The organism is Alistipes sp. DJF_B185 (assembly GCF_964250025.1).
GTDB lineage: Bacteria > Bacteroidota > Bacteroidia > Bacteroidales > Rikenellaceae > Alistipes > Alistipes finegoldii.
Genome location: NZ_CAXUDY010000011.1, coordinates 24,499 through 43,429, shown reverse-complemented (window position 1 = coordinate 43,429; position 18,931 = coordinate 24,499). Strand labels below are relative to the sequence as shown.

13 protein-coding genes are annotated in these 18,931 nt (G+C 56.9%); 9 read left to right on the top strand and 4 right to left on the bottom strand.

All coding sequences use genetic code 11. The features are described 5' to 3' along the window. Window positions 1-67 precede the first annotated feature (67 nt). From aspS to ACESTR_RS12530, 3 genes are all read left to right on the top strand, one after another. Window positions 68-1,825, top strand: a complete 1,758-nt coding sequence (aspS, locus tag ACESTR_RS12540; RefSeq protein ID WP_130062683.1) for an aspartate--tRNA ligase — start codon at window positions 68-70, stop codon at window positions 1,823-1,825. A 139-nt stretch (window positions 1,826-1,964) separates the two neighbouring features. Then, window positions 1,965-3,239, top strand: coding sequence for a replication-associated recombination protein A (locus ACESTR_RS12535; protein WP_014774557.1), 1,275 nt, complete (start codon window positions 1,965-1,967; stop codon window positions 3,237-3,239). Then, the gene (locus tag ACESTR_RS12530) at window positions 3,240-3,734 is read left to right on the top strand and encodes a metallophosphoesterase family protein (RefSeq protein WP_009598657.1); all 495 of its coding nucleotides are present in this window, start codon (window positions 3,240-3,242) and stop codon (window positions 3,732-3,734) included. It begins immediately after the preceding gene. Window positions 3,735-3,803: 69 nt separating this feature from the next. On the opposite strand, the gene ACESTR_RS12525 is transcribed toward ACESTR_RS12530, so the two are convergent. After that, window positions 3,804-4,556 carry a hypothetical protein gene (locus tag ACESTR_RS12525; RefSeq protein WP_373179338.1) on the bottom strand — a complete coding sequence of 251 codons (753 nt, stop codon included), beginning with the start codon at window positions 4,554-4,556 and terminating at the stop codon, window positions 3,804-3,806. 321 nt (window positions 4,557-4,877) lie between these two features. Between ACESTR_RS12525 and ACESTR_RS12520 the strand changes: the two genes are divergently transcribed. Further along, a complete protein-coding gene (locus ACESTR_RS12520) occupies window positions 4,878-5,702 on the top strand; it encodes a hypothetical protein (RefSeq protein ID WP_373179337.1) in 825 nt (274 codons plus the stop codon). 674 nt (window positions 5,703-6,376) lie between these two features. Here ACESTR_RS12520 and ACESTR_RS12515 read toward each other — a convergent pair. Beyond that, on the bottom strand, window positions 6,377-7,300 hold the full coding sequence (locus ACESTR_RS12515; protein WP_044118563.1) for an IS982 family transposase: 924 nt from the start codon (window positions 7,298-7,300) through the stop codon (window positions 6,377-6,379). Window positions 7,301-7,474: 174 nt separating this feature from the next. Next, window positions 7,475-8,545 (bottom strand): phosphodiester glycosidase family protein, encoded by a 1,071-nt coding sequence (locus ACESTR_RS12510; protein ID WP_302576469.1) that lies wholly within the window; start codon window positions 8,543-8,545, stop codon window positions 7,475-7,477. Between the two features lie 199 nt (window positions 8,546-8,744). Here ACESTR_RS12510 and ACESTR_RS12505 point away from each other — a divergent pair, with 199 nt between their 5' ends. Then, the gene (locus ACESTR_RS12505; RefSeq protein WP_253012595.1) at window positions 8,745-10,886 is read left to right on the top strand and encodes an alpha-N-acetylglucosaminidase; all 2,142 of its coding nucleotides are present in this window, start codon (window positions 8,745-8,747) and stop codon (window positions 10,884-10,886) included. A 77-nt stretch (window positions 10,887-10,963) separates the two neighbouring features. Here ACESTR_RS12505 and ACESTR_RS12500 read toward each other — a convergent pair whose 3' ends face one another. Then, window positions 10,964-12,169 carry an ROK family transcriptional regulator gene (locus tag ACESTR_RS12500; RefSeq protein WP_015547687.1) on the bottom strand — a complete coding sequence of 402 codons (1,206 nt, stop codon included), beginning with the start codon at window positions 12,167-12,169 and terminating at the stop codon, window positions 10,964-10,966. Window positions 12,170-12,494: 325 nt separating this feature from the next. Between ACESTR_RS12500 and ACESTR_RS12495 the strand changes: the two genes are divergently transcribed. From ACESTR_RS12495 to ACESTR_RS12480, 4 genes are all read left to right on the top strand, one after another. Next, window positions 12,495-13,433, top strand: coding sequence for a DUF4434 domain-containing protein (locus ACESTR_RS12495; RefSeq protein ID WP_015547686.1), 939 nt, complete (start codon window positions 12,495-12,497; stop codon window positions 13,431-13,433). Continuing rightward, window positions 13,430-14,506, top strand: coding sequence for a DUF4434 domain-containing protein (locus tag ACESTR_RS12490; protein WP_217727753.1), 1,077 nt, complete (start codon window positions 13,430-13,432; stop codon window positions 14,504-14,506). The genes ACESTR_RS12495 and ACESTR_RS12490 overlap by 4 nt, the downstream gene beginning before the upstream one ends. A 10-nt stretch (window positions 14,507-14,516) precedes the next feature. Further along, complete coding sequence (locus tag ACESTR_RS12485) at window positions 14,517-15,683, top strand: AGE family epimerase/isomerase (protein ID WP_015547684.1); 1,167 nt, start codon at window positions 14,517-14,519, stop codon at window positions 15,681-15,683. A gap of 116 nt (window positions 15,684-15,799) precedes the next feature. Then, the gene (locus tag ACESTR_RS12480) at window positions 15,800-18,931 is read left to right on the top strand and encodes a SusC/RagA family TonB-linked outer membrane protein (protein ID WP_349103866.1); all 3,132 of its coding nucleotides are present in this window, start codon (window positions 15,800-15,802) and stop codon (window positions 18,929-18,931) included.

Below are 18,931 nucleotides of genomic sequence, written 5' to 3'. Positions count from 1 at the left end.
TTATTTCGCATCTTTTGTTTAACTTTGCGGGTTGCAAGGACAAATTGAACAAAAAACCATATTTCCTATGTACAGAACCCATACGTGCGGCTGTCTGAGAGCCGACGACGTAAACCGAACCGTCACCTTAGCCGGGTGGGTGCAGAAAGTCCGCAACCTCGGCGCCATGACCTTCATCGACCTCAGGGACCGTTACGGAATCACGCAGATCGTGGTCGAGGAGCACTCGCCCGCCGAAGCCCGCGAGACGGCCTGCAGGCTGGGCCGCGAATGGGTCGTCCAGGTGACCGGCAGGGTGATCGAGCGTTCGTCGAAGAACCCCAAAATGGCCACGGGCGACATCGAGGTGGCAGCCGAGAAGGTGGTCGTGCTCCATGAGGCTGAAGTTCCTCCCTTCACCATCGAGGAGACGTCGGACGGCGGCGACGACCTGCGCATGAAATACCGCTATCTCGACCTGCGGCGTCCGCCCCTGCAGCGCAACATGATCCTGCGGCACAAGATGGCGCAGGAGATCCGCCGCTTCCTCGATTCGGAGGGCTTCCTCGAAATCGAAACCCCCTATCTGGTCAACTCGACGCCCGAAGGCGCCCGCGACTTCGTGGTTCCCAGCCGCATGAGTCCCAACCAGTTCTATGCCCTGCCCCAGTCGCCGCAGACCCTCAAGCAGCTGCTGATGGTGGCCGGATACGACAAATATTTCCAGATCGTGCGCTGCTTCCGCGACGAGGACCTGCGCGCCGACCGTCAGCCCGAATTCACGCAGATCGACTGCGAAATGTCGTTCGTCGAGCAGGAGGACGTGCTGGAGATCTTCGAACGCTGGGCCAAGCACATGTTCAAGGAGGTGATGGACATCGAACTGACCGAGCCGCTGCGCCGCATGCCGTGGATCGAGGCGATGGAGAAATACGGTTCGGACAAACCCGACCTGCGCTTCGGCATGGAGTTCGCCGATATCACCGATCTGGCGAAAGGCCACGGTTTTTCGGTTTTCGACGATGCCGAATACGTCACCGGATTCGCCGCCGCGGGCTGCGCCGTCTACACGCGCAAGCAGATCGACGCCCTGACGGAGTTCGTCAAGCGCCAGCAGATCGGCGCCAAGGGGCTGATCTGGATCCGCGTCGAGGAGTCCGGCGTGAAGTCTTCGATCGACAAGTTCTACACGCCCGACGAGGTCCGCGCGATGGCCGACCGCTGCGGCGCCAAGGCCGGAGACATGGTCTTCATCCTCTGCGGCAAGAAGTTCAAGACGCTGACGCAGCTCTGCGCCCTGCGTCTGGAAGTGGCCCAGCAGCTGGGACTGCGCGACCCGAAAAAGTTCGCGCCGCTCTGGATCGTGGACTTCCCGCTCTTCGAGTGGGACGACGAGACGCAGCGCTATTACGCCATGCACCATCCCTTCACCTCGCCCAAGCTGGAGGACGTACAGTATATAGACAGCGACCCCGGCCGCGTACGCGCCAACGCCTACGACTTCGTCTGCAACGGCACCGAGATCGGCGGCGGTTCGATCCGTATCCACGACTCGAAACTGCAGGCCAAAATGTTCGAGGTGCTGGGCTTCACGGCCGAAGAGGCTCAGGTGCGCTTCGGCTTCCTGATGGACGCCTTCAAGTTCGGCGCGCCCCCTCACGGCGGTCTCGCCTTCGGCTTCGACCGGTTGTGTTCGCTGTTCGGCGGCTCGGATTCGATCCGCGACTACATCGCCTTCCCGAAGAACAACGCCGGCCGCGACGTGATGCTCGACGCACCGGGCTGCATCGACCAAGCCCAGCTGGACGAGTTGTGCCTCTCGCTGGTGAAACCCGCCGCGAAATAACCGGAATCCGGAACCGACGATACCCACGGGGCGCCGCTCGATCGCGGCGCTCCGTTTTTCGTCCCCGCTTTTCGCGGCACCGCATTTGCCTATCCGGGGAAAAATACCTATTTTTGAATCGCAAAACACATTTCGAACCATGTCAGCACCCTTAGCCGAACGCCTGCGCCCGAAAACCATCGACGATTACATCGGTCAGGAACATCTCGTGGGTAAAAACGGGGTGTTCCGCAAATTCTTCGAGACGGGCAACGTGCCGTCGTTCATCCTGTGGGGACCTCCGGGCGTGGGCAAGACCACGCTGGCGAAGATCGTCGCCACGCAGCTCGAACGCCCCTTCTTCACCCTTTCGGCCGTCACGTCGGGCGTGAAGGACGTGCGCGAGGTGATCGAGTCGGCCAAGAAACAGCGTTTCTTCGACGCCAAGCCGCCGCTGCTGTTCATCGACGAAATCCACCGCTTCAACAAATCGCAGCAGGATTCGCTGCTGGGCGCCGTCGAGCAGGGCACCGTGACGCTGATCGGCGCCACGACCGAAAACCCCTCGTTCGAAGTGATCTCGCCGCTGCTGAGCCGCTGTCAGGTCTACATTCTCCGCCCGATGGAGGACAAGGACCTGCAGACGCTGCTGGACCGTGCGCTCACGACCGACGCGGAACTCAAGGCCCGCGAAGTCGAAGTCCGGCAGACCGGCGCGCTCTTCAAATTCTCAGGCGGCGACGCCCGCAAACTGCTCAATATCCTCGACATCCTCGCCGGGGCGACCGACGGCAAGCTGACCATCACCGACCAGTACGTCACCGACTGTCTCCAGCAGAATATCGCGCTGTACGACAAAAACGGCGAACAGCATTACGACGTCATCTCGGCCTTCATCAAGTCGGTGCGGGGCAGCGACCCCAACGCCGCGATCTACTACCTCGCGCGCATGCTGGCCGGAGGCGAAGAGCCGCGTTTTCTGGCCCGGCGGCTGGTGATCCTCGCTTCGGAGGACATCGGGCTTGCGAACCCCAACGCCCTGCTGCTGGCCAACGCCTGCTTCGACACGGTACACAAGATCGGCATGCCCGAAGCGCGCATCACGCTGGCCGAGACGACGATCTACCTCGCCACCAGCCCCAAGAGCAACTCAGCCTACATGGCGATCAACAAGGCCATGTCGCTGGTCGAACACGACACCACCAACCGCCCCGTGCCGCTGCACCTGCGCAACGCCCCGACCAAGTTGATGGACAAGGCGGGCTACGGCAAAGGCTACAAATACGCCCACGATTTCGCAGGCAACTTCGCCGAGCAGGAGTTCCTGCCCGACACGCTGGCGGGCACCAAATTCTACGAGCCCAACACCGGCAACGCGACCGAAGCGAAAATCGCCGAACGCATGCGCGAACTCTGGCGCGACAAATACAAGTAAATGAAAAAGATCGGCATCATATCCGACACGCACGGCACCTTCGACGGCACGCTGCGGGAATTCCTCAAGGACGTCGATGAAATCTGGCACGCGGGCGACATCGGGTCGCTCGAACTGGCCGACGCCATCGCCGCGTTCAAGCCCCTGCGGGCCGTATCGGGCAACATCGACGGCGGCCTTACGCGCCGCGTATACCCCGATTTCCTCTCGTTCGAATGCGAAGGGGTCCGGGTCCTGATGACCCACATCGGCGGCTACCCGCGCCGCTACGACCCGCGCGCCGTGGCGAAGATCCAGTCCCTGCGCCCGAAACTCTTCATCGCCGGACACTCGCACATCCTCAAAGTCGCCTACGACCCGGTTTACGACCTGCTGCACGTCAATCCCGGCGCCGCCGGAGAGTACGGGTTCCACAAAGTCCGCACCGCCGTGCGGCTGGTCATCGACGGCGCCGACATGCGCGACATGGAGGTCGGCGAATGGCCGCGGAGATAGCAGAAACGGGAATAAAATATGCGGCGTGATGACGCCGCATATTTTGTTACTACTTGACAAGTCCGCCGCCTAACGGCCCCATCCGAAACGCAATCCGACAGAGAACCCGCCGAAAAAGCCCTCGTTAGCGAGCAAGGGTTCGGAATCATATCCGAAATTCCAAGAGGCGAAATCACCGATATACCGCGCGGCAACCTCCAGATAAAGGTTGCGGGATACCCGGAAATCGAGTCCCAAGGCGAGACTGACGACCGGAGCCGCCAAGCCTTCGCGGCTCTCCCCGGCATCCGTCTGAATCGAAGCCGTATAGACATTCACGCCCAAACCTCCGCGCACGAAATAGAACGATCCCATACGCTGAATGTAAAAACGGCGCTCGTAATGCGGAATCACCGCGAAAATATCGACTGAGGTGCCCGGATCTGCTCTTCTTTCGGAAGCGGAAGCACTCTCCAGACTGCGATAGGCCAACTCGGCATGAATGCCGTTCCTGCCGTCGAAAAAATAGGCATACGAAACAGTCGCCCCGTGCGTATGCACATATGTATTCGAAAGGAAATCGTACGTCGCACCCAGCATGTGCGGCAAGGCGGGCGCTTTCAGTCCGAAACGGGTCTCGGCCGGTTTCAGTTTGTCGTTCGGCGTACGCACCACCCGCTCGTCGCCGATTTCAAGATAATCGACTTGGGTCACGGGAATAAAATGCGACGTTTCGGGGTCGTCCGCAGGAAAAAAGAAAACGTTGCCGGCCCGGTTGCTCGAATCGGAAACCTTACATTCGATCACACGGCCGTCTTTGGTGTGAATCCGGTCCTGAGCCATACACGCACAGCCCGCAGACAAAAACAAGAACGCAAAAAAGAACTTTATCATTTTCAAGAGGGATTGATGGGATATACAAATATATTATAATTATCGGATACTTTGCCGCTTTTAACGTCCGAAAAGCATATTCCGGCAAAAATTTATTATATTTGGGCCACATCCTGCGCAAACAGGCATGGAGGACGGCCGGGTTATTCCGTACAATTCATCTTGCTACCGCAGGGGAATTACAGATGTCGCCCGGCATACCCGCGTCCCCGGAACACCCGATTCGATCCCGAAGGGTAGGGGATCATCATTTATTTAACCAATATCGGTATGATAAGAAAATCCTATTTCAAATTCGCAGCTCTCCTGAGCATGTGTATCGCTGTCTCCTGCAGCGACGACGACCCCGGAAAAGGAGGGGGGGGGAAATCTGAGGTAAAGGTCCCCGAAAATGCGGTCGATCTCTCCGCCGCCGGAACCGCAAACTGCTACATCGTAAAACCGGGCGGCACGGTCGTGTTCGACGCGCAGTACAAAGGCAACTCCACGACCGAAAGCATCGGCGATCCCGTCACTGCCGAACTCGTCTGGCAAGACGCCAAAAATCTGATTCAGGACATCTATTACGTCTCCAAGGAGAAAAAAATCGTCGCCGTGACCGCTCCGGGCACAAGCGGCAACGCCGTCGTCGCGGCCTGCGGCGCCGACGGAGAGATACTCTGGAGCTGGCACCTGTGGATCGCCGACTACGATCCCGCCGCATCGCTCTACACCACCCCGGCCAACGCTTCGGGCACGACATGGACCTTCATGGACCGCAACGTCGGCGCCACGACCAACGCCCCCGACAGCTTCGACTGCCACGGCATGATCTACCAGTGGGGACGCAAAGACCCCTTCACCTCGGCCGGAACGTTCACCATAATCAACGAGGATTACAGCTATCAGGTGGACGGCGAACGCCCCATTTACAACATCCTCAACGAAGAACTTCCCAAAATGCGCACCCGCGCCGAATACCACGGAACGATCGCAAAGTCGCTCCGCAATCCGGCAGTATTCTATGCCATGACTTACAATTTCACCGGAGAAACGGATGAATACGGACAGGAAATCGTGCTGAACGACTACCGGACCTCTGTGGAGCGGGATTAAAATGATGTAACGACCTAATAAATCAGGTCGTTACATTTTTGTATAGGATAATAGGTAACGAAAAAGTAACGGTTTATTTTCAACTTGTTGCGCTCAAATACCGCATTTCAAATAACCTATTGCAAGATACGAAAAATTTTTGGAATTGGCAAATAGTCAAGAGTTGTTAGATGCAACCTGTTTCTTTTACAATTTCTGAAGTGTATTGTCCAAAATCGAACCTCCGTATTTGTGATTTTTGTTATATGTTTTATGATTACTATTACCACTTTAGAATGCATATTTGAATATAAACTGAGTTCCTTTCTCCTGTACAGATTCCTGTTCCAAGAAAAAAGAGTTCAGACGTATCTTGTTTTCTTGAAGGATATGTCTGGGAATCTTCCTGATAGATATTGGCCGTGTATTTAATGACGGTCTTTTTATAAAAAAAATCGATGAACAGATTCATTGTCAGTATCTATAATAAGTTTTCTCAGCTCATCAATTTTTGCGTGAAGCTGTTTCTGCTGTTTAGAATCTGGAAACGCAACTCCTTCTAAGATCCAGCATCCGGTATATATACTTGCTTAGGATGAGTGGTCTTTGATTATTCTATAATTATAAACCTGTTGGTTGAATTAGATTAGTGAATATTTTATCAGCCCAATCGGACGAAGATTAACGAAATTGCCCTATTGCATAAACGTCATAGCTGCGATTTTGCCTGCCATACGGGTAAAGAGACCGCAGGATTGCTTTGCATAGTTTCGTATCATCATGAGATTGTCGTTGAGTTGGGAGAATATTGTTTCTATACGCTTGCGGAATCTCTTGTATGTCCGGGATGGCGGACGCCAGTTTTTCTGATTCAGCCGATACGGGACTTCAAGAGTTATATTAGCTGTCTCAAAGAGGTTTTTCTGAACCTCGGCACTGAGATAACCTTTGTCTCCAAGCATCATACAGTCATGATATTCCCAACGCACATCATTGAGGTAATGGATGTCATGTACGCTTGCCGCAGTCATGTCATAGGAATGTATCACACCTCGTATCCCGCACACAGCATGGAGTTTATAACCGTAATAGTGCAGACCTTGCGAGGCGCAGTATCCCCAATCCGGAGCGGCCTCCGCGTTGTCTCGGCCCATGACACAACGTTTCGCCCTTGCGTTCTGGCAGACCTTTACCGGCTTGGAATCAATGCAGAACACGTCCTCAGATCCGTCAATGGCGACAGCAACCTCCTTGCGGATTTCCTCGGCAAGTCTGGCCGTCAGCTTACGACGGACATTGAACTGCCGGCGGCTGATCTGGTTTGGCAAATCGTCCTTGCACTCATGTCGCAGACGATGAAAAAGAAGATTTTCGCTATCGAATCCGAAAGCCTCGGCGGTTATGCCGAGAGCGACGACTTCGAGGTCGGAAAACTTCGGAACAACGCCACAACGGGGTACGTTTCCAAGTTCATTTACACGATTCCCAGCGAAATCCTTGCAGATTCCGAGAATTCTAACGAAATTTGCTATGAAGTTGCGCATAAGCAGAGCAATAGTAGTTAACGGTGTGATTACCACTAATTTGCTAATAATCTGCAATTTGTGCAACTTTTTCATTTATAAATATTGGGAAATTTAATTCAACCAACGAGTATAAAAGATTATCTGAAAGCCGTGTCAAAAGATGTTAATTAATCCTTTTTTTGACAAATTTCGGGCAAAAGTGAATGAATGCGCACCACAAAAACGGGCGGCAGAATGCCTGCCGCCCGTAAAGTATTGGGTTTCGCGTCACTGCTCGGCGATTATTACCGCCGTGGGAACGCTTCGCTCCCGTAGCGCGACGTCCTGCGCAGTCGTACCGGGCGTGTCGCTGGGCATGTTGAGCACCCGTCCCTCCCGGCCCACGAAGGTCGAGGAGCCGCCGCCGTCGAGATTGATCGCTTCGACACATCCCAGCGAGATCATTTTGTCGGCCAGTTCGGGCAGTGTCATACCGGCGCTGCCCCGCTTGTTGCGTCCGTCGCAGACCACGATGACCAGTTTCCCGTCCTCCGTGGCGCCGATGGCCGTCCGGGGATGCCGCGCAAGCCCCTGCAGACCTCCGCAGTCGAAAATCTCTTTCCAGTAGTTCTCCTCGGCCACGTTCCGGCCCCCGTGGACCAGCATCGGGCCGCCGCCGATGGCGTTGTAGGGCTGCCAGCGGCGTCCGCCCGCCGTGTGCGAGGTCGGTGGCGCCGGCATGAACGTCATGGTCTTCTCGTTGTTGCCGAGCGCGGACGGGAAAGCATAGGGACAGTTGTCGTCGTCGGCCACGCAATAGACCCAGGCCGCCTCGAAACTTCCGTCGCGCAGCTGCCCCAAAGCGGCCCGCACGGGGAAGAAATGCGTGTAAGGATTTGTGGACCATATCCAATCCTCCTGCACGGCGAGCGATCGGACCACACCCCGGTCGATGAGCAGGCTAACCGAAGTCGTACCGCCGAAGAAACCCCCGTTGACGGCCAAATACGGCGTACCGTCTCCCGATTCGGCGAATGCCGAGAAATAGGCCGTCGGCTTCTTCGCTGCGGAGAACTGCGGACGGAACCGCAGGTCCGGATTCGCCTTGAAATCGACGATGGCGTAGAAGCCCAGGCACTTCGAGCCGTTCGCAAGTTCCTGCGTAAACTCATCGACCGTAAGACCCTTCGGATAACCGGGCAGACCTTCCGGATTTTCTTCGCCGCCGTCGCCGCCCGGATCGTCCCCTTCAGAGAGAGCCGGAGGAGTCTGGTGCTCCTTCTCGCTGCATTGTACGCAGGTGCAGCACAACAGAAGGGCTACCAACAGCATATAACCGAGATTTTTCATGTGCATCATACAAATGTTTATTCATTTCATGGAAGCAAAGATAATTAATTTACGGTAATATAAAACTTTTCAGCGTAAATATTTTTACTTTGTATGATGTTTTGAATAATTTTATTAATTTTGCCATCAAAGCAATCGATCGCTCACCCAAACCCTGCCCGATATGAAAATACCGAGATTTATTGCCTGCCTTACGGCGCTGCTCTGCATGGCCGCTGGCTGCCGCTCTGAGGACGATGCCGCCGTCCGCGCACTGGCCCGGCGGATCATTCCCGAGCACGAAAAACAGTTCCGCTTCGAGCGTCTTACCGATACGACCGAGTGTTTCGAACTGGAATCCCGCGGCTCAAAGATCATCGTGCGCGGCAACAGCTCCGCCTCGATTGCCGTGGGACTGAACCATTACCTGAAGAATTACTGCCTGACGACCGTCTCGTGGCATGCCTGCAATCCCGTGGAGATGCCTGCCGTGCTACCGCGGATCGACGAAAAAGTCCGCGTCGAATCCCGCGCACGAGAGCGTTTCTTCCTCAATTACTGCACGTTCGGGTACACCATGCCGTGGTGGGGATGGACCGAATGGGAACGCTTCATCGACTGGATGGCGCTTCAGGGCGTAACCATGCCGCTGGCCATCACGGGGCAGGAAGCTGTCTGGCAGCGGGTATGGACCCGGCTCGGACTTTCGGACGAAGAGGTCCGCGCCTACTTCACCGGTCCGGCCCACCTGCCTTGGCACCGCATGTCGAACATCGACCGCTGGCAGGGTCCGCTGCCCGAGGAGTGGATCGACGGCCAGCTGGCGTTGCAGCAGCGTATTCTGGCGCGCGAACGCGAACTGGGGATGAAACCCGTGCTGCCGGCCTTCGCGGGACACGTTCCGCAGGAGCTCAAAAGACTCCATCCCGATGCCCGGATCACACGCGTGAGCTACTGGGGCGGCTTCGACGATCGATACCGGTGCAGTTTCCTCGACCCGATGGACCCGCTTTTCGCGGTCATCCAGCGGGAGTTCCTCACCGAACAGACCCGTCTGTTCGGCACGGGCCATATCTACGGCGCCGATCCGTTCAACGAGATCGACGCCCCGACGTGGGATCCTGAAACGCTCGCCGGAATGTCGCGCCACATCTACGAGTCGATGGCGGAGGTCGATCCCGAGGCGGTGTGGCTCCAGATGGGTTGGCTCTTCTATGCCGATCCGACGCACTGGACCGCGGAGAACATCCGCGCCTTCCTCGGCGCCGTGCCGCAGGACCGGCTGCTGATGCTGGATTACTTCTGCGAATTCACAGAGATCTGGAAGCAGACCGAAAAATTCCACGGCCAGCCTTACTTGTGGTGCTACCTCGGCAATTTCGGGGGCAACACGATGCTATCGGGCAATTTCCATACCGTGAGTGCCCGCATGGAGGACGCTTTCGCCCATGGCGGCGACAACCTGCGCGGCGTGGGCTCGACGCTCGAAGGCTTCGGCGTTAACCAGTTCATGTACGAATTCGTGCTGGACAAAGCGTGGAACACGGGCATTGCGGACGACGAGTGGATCGCACGCCTGGCCGACCGCCGCACGGGATTCCGCGACCCCGCGGCCCGCACCGGCTGGCGGACGCTCTGCGACAGCGTCTACACGCTGCCCGCGCAGACCGGACAGTCTCCGCTGACCAATGCGCATCCCGCGCTGGAGGGTAACTGGCACTGGACCACCAAGCCCACGACGGGCTACCGTTTCCCGACCTTGTGGCGGGTTTGGGAAGAGCTGCTCGCTGTGGACAGCGAACGCGACACCTACCGTTTCGACGTAGTGAACATCGGCCGGCAGGTGCTGGGCGACTACTTCCTGATAGAACGCGACCGTTTCGCCGCGGCCTATGCGCAGCACGATCGGAAGGCGATGGACGCCGCCGCCCGACGCATGACCGGATTGCTTGCGGACATCAACCTGCTCACGGCCTGCCACCCCGAGTTTTCGCTCGAGCGGTGGATCGCCGCGGCGCGCGGCTTCGGCAGCGACAACGCTTCGAAAGATTACTACGAAACCAACGCCCGCATGCTCATCTCGGTTTGGGGCGACAGTTACCACCTTACCGATTACGCCAGCCGCACATGGTCCGGAATGATTTCGACCTACTACGCTCCCCGCTGGCGGCTCTTCATCGAACGCGTGATGGAGGCGGCCCGCACGGGCCGGATGTTCGATCATGAGGCTTTCGACCGCGAAATCCGCGACTTCGAATGCCGATGGGCCGACGCCTCCCACCCGCTTACTTTCCCCGAAGCGGGAGACGCCGTGCGGACGGCGCGCGAACTGGCCTCGAAATACAAACCGCTGTTCGACGCCGAGCGGTAGGGCGTCGTACCTATTTATATAAAACCCCGGACTTTTTCGTTCAGTCCGGGAGTTTTCCGTTCGCAGAGGGCCGCTTCTCAGAACAGCCCCAGCGACTTGCTGCGCGCCAGTATGCAGGCGCCCATCACTCCAGCGCGTTCGCCCAGGGTCGAGAGGCGTATCTGCGTATCCTTGTTGACCAGCATCAGCGAGTATTTGTTGATGGCGTTGCGCACGGGCAGCATCAGGTACTCCTTGGCCACCGAAAGCGTACCGCCGATAACGATCACCTCCGGATTGAACATGTTGATAAGCCCCGCGATGGCCTTGCCGAGCGTGTGCCCCACCGACTCCAGAATCTCGATGGCCAGCACATCCTCCTTCAGCAGCGCGGCCAGAATATCATTCAGCGTGATCTCCTCGCCTTTTTTGTATTTCTCGGAAAGCATCGACACGCGTCCCTCCTTGAGTTTCTCCAGAAAAATCCGGTGCATGGCCGAACCGGAAGCCCCCGTCTCAAGACAGCCGCGTTTGCCGCAGCGGCAGATGATCTCGTTGTCGAGCAGCGGAAAATGGCCGAATTCGCCCGAAAAGCCCGACTTGCCGTAAAATATCTTGCCGTCGATGATCATCCCCAACCCCAGTCCCCAGCTGGCGTTAATGTAGAGCATCGTCTTCTCGGAGTGGGCGTCGCCGTACATATATTCGCCGTAAGTGGCGGCACGGGTGTCGTTCTCGATGTAGACCGTCGTGCCGAGACGCTCTTCGAGCAGCATCGTCAGCGGCTGTTCCTCGACGAAGAAATAGCTGTAACTGTATCCGGTCTGCGAATTGACGCGGCCCGAAATATTCACCCCGACGGCCAGCACCTTGTCGCGGGCGATCTTGCGCGCACGGATGAAATTCTGAATCACGTCGCAAAGACGGTCCAGCGAACGGGGATCGTTGTCCATCAGAAAATCGACCGTCGTTTCATCGATCAGCTGTCCCTTGAAATTGATGGCGGCCATCATGACCGAATCCTTGCGCAGATCGACGCCGACGAAATACCCGGCATAGGGATTCAGGCCGTAGATATTCGGCCGTCGTCCGCCGGCCGTCCCCTGCTCGCCGAAATTGTGCACGAAGCCCTCGTCGATCAGCTCCCCGATGAGTTTGGTCACGGTCGGCACGCTCAGATTCACGGCCTTGCTCAGATCGGTGATGCTCGAATCGCCGCCGAGAATGTACTGACAGATAATCTGCTGTTTGAGAATAGCGGCCTTGTTGCCTTCCGTGGCCAGTTTGAGGAACGAATTGGTCATTTCGTCGGGGTGTTTGATTTACGTCTTTACGATTGGGTAAAGATAAAAATAAATAGCGAGTCGGGCAAACATTCTGCGGAAAATGCGCCCCGAGCCGCGAATTTATAACGAATGTCGCCATGCGGACCGTTCATTCGCAGAAACTTTACGATCGTACCCCGATCGGCCGCCGCCCTTCCTGCGAACGAGCTCCACCTGCAAAATAAACATATTTGTGACAAAACCGCTGTTGAATGAATTTTATCACCAAAACCGCTTGTGATAATAATTTTTATTATTACATTTGCTCGTGATTTAACGCCACCTTTATTATAACCAAACCGCCATGCAGATCAAAGGAACCTTTCTGGACGAAATCAGCCACGACATTCCCCACCAGAACTGGGGCGAAAAGGAGTGGGACGCCGATTTCGGACACATGCACCGGGCCGGTATCGAGCACGTGATACTCATCCGCTGCGGCTACCGCCGCTGGCAGACCTTCTCCTCGCAGGTGCTCACCTCGGAGGAACGCTGTTACGAACCGCCCGCGGACCTGGTCGGGATGTTCCTGCGCCTGAGCGAAAAGTGGGGCATGAAATTCTGGTTCGGGCTCTACGACTCGGGCAAATACTGGGCATCCGGGGATTATCTGCACGAGGTGGAGCTCAACTGCCGCCTGATCGACGAGGTGTGGGCCCGTTACGGGCATCACGCCGCTTTTGGCGGATGGTACATCTCGCAGGAGTGCAGCCGCAACACGGGCAAAATCATCGACCTCTACGCCCGGCTGGGCCGTCACTGCAAAGCCGTCTCGGGCGGACTGCCGACGCTGATTTCCCCCTACATCGACGGCAGCAAGAACATCAGCCAGTACACCGACCGGACCACGCGCACGGGCGGCGTCACGGCCGAGAGCCACGAGGCGGAGTGGGACGCCATTTTCCGGGGGATTCAGGGCGCGGTGGACATCGTGGCCTTTCAGGACGGGCACGTCGAATACGACGAGCTTCCGGAATTCCTCCGCATCAACAAGCGGCTGGCCGACCGCTACGGCCTGGAGTGCTGGACCAACACCGAGACTTTCGACCGCGACATGCCGATCAAGTTCCTGCCGATCAAGTGGGAGAAGCTGCGTCTGAAGTTGCGGATGGCCGAGGAGGCGGGTATCGATCAGGCCATCACCTTCGAATTCTCGCATTTCATGTCCCCGCAGTCGGCCTACCTGCAGGCGGGGCACCTCTACGACCGATACCTCGAATACTTAAATACTTCGAAGAAATGAAAAAAACGCTGTTCCGCGGCCTGCTCGGCGCCGCACTGACGATACTTGTCTGCCTGCCCGCCGCATCGCGCGGCAAAGGTCCGAAGAAGACGTGCGAATTCACGGATGCGGATTTCCGCACCGAAAAGATCCTCGAAGCCCTCCCCATCCGCGCCACGTTCCTCGACGAGGTGAGCTGGGACATTCCCCATCAGAACTGGGGCGTGAAGGAGTGGGACGCCGACTTCAAGGCCATGAAGCAGATGGGAATCAACACCGTCGTGCTGATCCGCGCCGGGCTCGGCAGCTGGATCGCGGCGCCGTTCGATTGCCTGCTCCGGACCGGAAAGGTCAAGTATCCGCCCGTGGATCTGGTGGAGATGTTCCTCGCGCTGTCCGACAAGTACGGAATGGATTTCTGGTTCGGGACCTACGACTCGTGCTACCACTGGCACGTGGGAGAGTATGAGAAGGAGATCGAACTGAACATGCAGCTCATCGACGAGGTGTGGGCCAAATACGGCCACCACAAATCGTTCCGGGGCTGGTACCTCTCGCAGGAGATCAGCCGCCGCACCCGCAACGTATCGAAGATATACGCCGCGATGGGCCGGCACGCCAAGGAGATATCGGGCGGGCTGAAGACGATGATCTCGCCCTACATCCACGGCGTCAAGACCGATCAGGTGATGGCCGGCGACAAGGCGATCACCGTCGAGGAGCACCGCCGCGAGTGGGACGCGATTCTGAGCGACATCGCCGGAGCCGTGGACATCCTCGCTTTCCAGGACGGACAGGTCGATTACGACGAACTCTACGACTACCTGGTGGTCAACCGCGAGCTGGCCGAACGCTACGGCATGGAGTGCTGGACCAACGTCGAATCGTTCGACCGCGACATGCCCATCCGTTTCCTGCCGATCAAATGGGAGAAATTCCTCTTCAAGCTCGACGCCGCACGGCGCGCCGGGATGCAGAATGTCATCACGTTCGAATTCTCGCACTTCATGAGCCCCAATTCGTCCTACACCCAAGCGGGACACCTCTACAACCGCTATATGGAATACATGAACTATCTCCAACACAAAAAATAAAGAACCTCCCATGATCGATTTCAAACAACTGGCGTGTCTGAACCGGGACGAACTGCTCGAAAACGTGGTTCCGTTCTGGCTCACCCACTCGCAGGACGAACGATACGGCGGCTACTTCACCTGCCTCGACCGCGGGGGCGACGTCTACGACACCGACAAATTCGTCTGGCTGCAGGGACGGCAGGTGTGGCTATTTTCGATGCTCTACAACCAGGTCGAGAAGCGTCCCGAATGGCTCGAATGCGCCGTACAGGGGGCGGAGTTCCTCCGTAAACACGGCCACGACGGCAATTACAACTGGTACTTCTCGCTCACGCGCGAAGGCCGGCCGCTCGTGGCTCCCTACAACATCTTTTCCTACACGTTCGCCACGATGGCCTTCGCGCAGGCGGCTCTCGCCACGGGCAGCGACCAATATGCCGAAATCGCCAAGCGCACCTTCGCGCGGATTCTCGAAAAACGCGACAACCCCAAGGGACCGTGGTGCAAGACCGTCCCGGGCACGCGCGACCTGAAGGATTTCGCCCTGCCGATGATCCTCTGCAACATGGCGCTCGAAGCGGAGCAGATGATCGACCCCGCGCTGCTCGACGCGACGATCCGGGATTGCATCCACCAGGTCATGGAGGTCTTCTACCGCGGGGAGCTGGGGCTGATCGTCGAGAACGTCGCAGCGGACGGCGAGCTCTCCGACTCGTTCGAAGGCCGGCAGATCAATCCCGGCCACACGCTCGAAGCTATGTGGTTCATCATGAACCTCGGCGTGCGGCTCAACGACCGGGCGCTGATCGACAAGGCCGTAAAGATCGCGCTCGACACGGCTGAATATGGCTGGGACAAGGAGTACGGCGGCCTGTTCTATTTCATGGACCGGCTCGGACACCCGCAGCAGCAGCTCGAATGGGACCAGAAACTGTGGTGGGTGCATATCGAAGCGATGATCGCGATGATCAAGGGATACCGCCTCACCGGTTCGCAGGCGTGTCTCGACTGGTTCCTCCGGCTGCACGACTACACCTGGTCGCATTTCAAGGACCCCGAATACCCCGAATGGTTCGGCTATCTGAACCGCCGCGGCGAGGTGCTGCTCCCGCTCAAGGGCGGCAAATGGAAAGGCTGTTTCCATGTACCTCGCGGTCTGTACCAGTGCTGGAAAATACTCGACGAGTGCCAATAACCCAAACATAAAACTATGCGAAAAATGCCTTAATCAACCATTTCGAGCGGAGCACGTCTCCCGTCACAAAAATCTAAACCTATTGCAACCCTAATTTTATGAGAAACGTTTACAAAATGAAACCTTCAGGCATTCGCTGCCTATTGAGCAGCGTATTAGCCGTGGTCTCCATGGCGATCACAGGCACCAATGTAGCTGAGGCGCAAGGACTTTCAGTCTCCGGAAGAGTGACCGACGCAAGGGGGGGGGAAATTTCGGGTGCTACGGTCATCGTAAAAGGTGACAACACCCGGGGAACTACCACCGATGCACAGGGACAGTATGCTATCGAGGTCTTGTCCTCCGACGATGTGCTGGTCTTCAGTTTCCTCGGTTACAAAACTGCAGAAGTGGCCGTCCGCGGCCGCAAAACCCTGAACGTCCAACTGGAAGAGGACGCCACGCTGGTGGATGAAGTGGTCGTAGTGGGATACGGCACACAGAAACGACAGTTTCTCGTAGGCTCCGTGTCCCAGGTCTCCAGCAAGGAGTTGCTGAAGGCCCCGATGACCAACGTATCGAACATGATGACCGGCAAATTGCCGGGAGTGACGAGTATTCAGCGTTCGGGACAGCCCGGCAGCGACGGCACCACGATCTTCGTCCGTGGTGTCTCCTCGTTCAACAATTCCAGCCCGCTTTGCATCGTCGACGGGGTGGAGCGTATGATTAATACGGTCAACCCCAACGACATCGAATCGATCTCCATCCTCAAGGATGCCGCCACCTCGGCCATCTACGGCGTACGCGGAGCCAACGGCGTTATTCTGATCACCACCAAAACCGGCTCGAAGGGCGCTGCTACCATTTCATACGACGGCTCGGCGACTTTCACCACCAATGTCGCCATGCCCGAGATGCTTAACGCCCAGGACTACATCGGCTGGCACAACAAGGCTCGCGAGATGGACGGATTGAATCCGCTGTGGACGGATGAGGTGATCGCCGGTATGAAGGAAAAAGGGATATACGGTGAAACGGACTGGATGGATCTGCTCTTCAAGAACTACGGTTTCACACACCAGCACAACATCTCCGCTACGGGAGGTACCGACCGCGTAAAATACTATACGAGCATCGGTATGATGAATCAGGACGGTATCCTGCCCAATACCTCTTACCAGCGTTTCAACGTGCGCGCCAACATCGACACGAAGATCGCCAAGAATTTCAATCTGAACGTCAATATCGCCGCATTCCGCGAAGACACCCACGCACCCGGATACTCTCTTGGCACGCAGGGTGAGTTCAACCCCATCTCGCAGGCGCTCTTCTCGTTGCCGATCATCGCTCCGACCTATAATGACCTGCCGCAAGGTTATATGAGCGGCGTATACACGCAGCAGCCCATTGCCGCGGTCAACAAGAGCGGTTTTCAGGATACGAAGCGCTGGCAGTTCGAGGGAAACGCCAAATTGGAATACGATTTCGGCAGCATCAAGGCGCTTGAAGGACTCAAGGCCGCCGTACACGTTGCATACGACTATTCGAATACGGGCAACCGCAATATGCTGCAATCGTACCAGCTGATGTCATTCTCGCCCACGACGATGAATTCCACAGTCGTGAATGCATCGGGAGTCAATGTCAACAGCAGCTTCAACAAATCGTCGTCGTTCGGAGACGGATTCACCGTTCGCCCGACGCTGACCTACAACCGCGAATTCGGGCGTCACAGCGTAGGCGGCCTGTTCTTCTACGAGCAGAAAAAAACCTACTCGGACACAATGACCGGCTATAAGGCGGGGTATTTCGCCCCCTATCCGGTCGATCTTTCGATCGGCACCACGTGGGAAGGCATCACAACCCCCGTAACCGGTTCGTTCAGCGAAACGAGTATCGCCAGCTACGCCGGCCGTTTCAACTACGCATTTGACAAGAAATATCTGGTCGAATTTACATTCCGCGCGGACGGTTCCTACAAGTTCGCCCCCGAAAACCGCTGGGGATTCTTCCCGTCCGCAGCCGTCGGCTGGGTCATGTCCGAAGAGAAGTTCTTCAAGCAGGCACTCCCGAAAATCGACTTCTTCAAGCTGCGCGCCTCTTACGGCGAACTGGGTATGGACGATACGAGCCCTTATCTCTATGTGCAATCCTACAGATCGACCGCACCCTCCTACAGCTATATCATAGGCGGCAAGGGTCAGACGACCTATTACACCAGCAACTATGTCTACAAGGACCTTACCTGGTCGCGTTCGCGCAGTTTCAACGTGGGCCTGGACCTGAGCGCTTGGGGCGGAAAACTGGGCATCGAATTCGATTGGTTCTACAAGGTTACCGACAATATCCTCGAACAGGTCGGCGGTTCCTACGCACCCTCCCTGGGAGGCAACGTACCGTCATACAAAAACTCCGGCAAGGTAGATAACCGCGGCTTCGAGCTGGTGCTAAAACACAACAATCACTTTGCCAGCGGTTGGCGGTATTCGCTGACGGGTAGTCTCTCGTGGGCCCGCAACCGGGTTCTCGCCAAACAAATTTCCGACAACCATCCGATGTACCGTGCCATCCTGGGCAAACCGATGGGTACGCTCTACGGGTACAAGGCGATCGGACTCTATCAGACCGAAGAGCAGATCGCCAATTCGCCGACGGCTCCTTCGGGAGAGAAGCGTCTGGGTGACCTGATGTATGCCGACGTCAACGGCGACGGCAAGATCGAGCAGTCGCAGGACTTCATCAAAATCGGCCGCGGCTATACCCCCGAGATGAACTTCTCGCTCAATATGGAGGTGGCATGGAAAAACCTCTATCTTACAGCCCTCTGGCAGGGTGTAGCCATCTGCGATTATCAGCTCAGCGCGGCATACTATTCGGGCGTTTTCGACAACACGATGTACACCCGTCCTTTCTACGGCAACGGCAACGCACCCTATTATCTCGTGGAGAGCGCCTGGCGTGAAGACAACCGCAATGCCGACTATCCGCGTCTGAGCACCGTAGCCAACGGCAACAACGCATGGCCTTCGTCCTGGTGGGTGAAAAACGGGGCATATCTTCGTCTGAAGAACCTCCAGATCGGCTACTCGCTCCCCGAACACATTCTGAAAAATACCGGTATCGGCCGGGTAAATATCTACGTGGCAGGAACCAATCTGCTGACTTTCAGTGCATTCAAATACGTGGACCCCGAAATGCCGTCGGTCAACAACGGTTACTACCCGCAACAGCGGACCTACAGTATCGGAGTCAATTTATCCTTCTAA

Coding starts and splice junctions, on each gene's coding strand:
- aspS (WP_130062683.1), top strand. CDS start 68: ATGTACAGAACCCATACGTGCGGCTGTCTGAGAGCCGACGACGTAAAC.
- ACESTR_RS12530 (WP_009598657.1), top strand. CDS start 3,240: ATGAAAAAGATCGGCATCATATCCGACACGCACGGCACCTTCGACGGC.
- ACESTR_RS12480 (WP_349103866.1), top strand. CDS start 15,800: ATGAAACCTTCAGGCATTCGCTGCCTATTGAGCAGCGTATTAGCCGTG.
- ACESTR_RS12500 (WP_015547687.1), bottom strand. CDS start 12,169: ATGACCAATTCGTTCCTCAAACTGGCCACGGAAGGCAACAAGGCCGCT.
- ACESTR_RS12535 (WP_014774557.1), top strand. CDS start 1,965: ATGTCAGCACCCTTAGCCGAACGCCTGCGCCCGAAAACCATCGACGAT.
- ACESTR_RS12490 (WP_217727753.1), top strand. CDS start 13,430: ATGAAAAAAACGCTGTTCCGCGGCCTGCTCGGCGCCGCACTGACGATA.
- ACESTR_RS12510 (WP_302576469.1), bottom strand. CDS start 8,545: ATGATGCACATGAAAAATCTCGGTTATATGCTGTTGGTAGCCCTTCTG.
- ACESTR_RS12525 (WP_373179338.1), bottom strand. CDS start 4,556: ATGGCTCAGGACCGGATTCACACCAAAGACGGCCGTGTGATCGAATGT.
- ACESTR_RS12505 (WP_253012595.1), top strand. CDS start 8,745: ATGGCCGCTGGCTGCCGCTCTGAGGACGATGCCGCCGTCCGCGCACTG.
- ACESTR_RS12520 (WP_373179337.1), top strand. CDS start 4,878: ATGATAAGAAAATCCTATTTCAAATTCGCAGCTCTCCTGAGCATGTGT.
- ACESTR_RS12485 (WP_015547684.1), top strand. CDS start 14,517: ATGATCGATTTCAAACAACTGGCGTGTCTGAACCGGGACGAACTGCTC.
- ACESTR_RS12515 (WP_044118563.1), bottom strand. CDS start 7,300: ATGAAAAAGTTGCACAAATTGCAGATTATTAGCAAATTAGTGGTAATC.
- ACESTR_RS12495 (WP_015547686.1), top strand. CDS start 12,495: ATGCAGATCAAAGGAACCTTTCTGGACGAAATCAGCCACGACATTCCC.